Genomic DNA, 634 nt, shown 5'->3' on the forward strand with positions numbered 1-634 from the left:
CTACTTCTGGGAATCCTTCTCTATCAGCTTGACGACTCATTGCTAAATACATTCCTACTTCTGTACATTCTCCTGTAAAGTTAGCTCTTAGTCCTTCTAATATTTCTGGATCTACTCCTTGTGCTACACCTATTCTGTGTTCATCAGCCCAAATTCTTTCACCTTTTAATTCTTCAAACTTACTAGCTGGTGCTTTACACACTGGACAGACCTCTGGTGGCATTTCTCCTTCATGTATATATCCACATATTGTACAAACAAATTTTTTCATATTAAAATCCTCCCTTAGCCTTATCTATATTAATTAAAATTTAATTCACATCAATTATTTATTAACTTTTGATAGTATATATATACCCGCTAGCCCTATGACTAAACATAATTTTTTAAATTGTTTTAATTTTATTTAATATAACAATTTTTTAATTTTTTTAGATTTCCTATGAATTTATATTTACCCAAATATAATACTTATTAACAAGTATAATATATGTTTTTGTACAATAAAAAAAGATTACGTGGCTATGTCCTACTCTCCCAGGCGGCTTCCCACCAAGTACCATCGGCGCTAAAGAGCTTAACTTCTGTGTTCGGAATGGGAACAGGTGTATCCTCTTTGCTATAATAACCACAT

The 634-nt window shown here is 32.0% G+C and carries 1 protein-coding gene and 1 rRNA gene; both read right to left on the reverse strand.

Annotated elements, in window-relative coordinates; translation table 11 throughout:
- A partial coding sequence (locus ATCC9714_RS16465; protein WP_340140876.1) for a rubredoxin-like domain-containing protein occupies nucleotides 1–271 on the reverse strand: 271 nt, incomplete at its 3' end.
- 245 nt (nucleotides 272–516) lie between these two features.
- Nucleotides 517–633, reverse strand: a 5S ribosomal RNA gene (gene rrf / locus ATCC9714_RS16470).
- Between the last annotated feature and the right edge of the window lies 1 nt (nucleotide 634).

It is taken from the genome of Paraclostridium sordellii, assembly GCF_000953675.1.
In the GTDB taxonomy this organism is placed as follows: Bacteria; Bacillota; Clostridia; order Peptostreptococcales; family Peptostreptococcaceae; genus Paraclostridium; species Paraclostridium sordellii.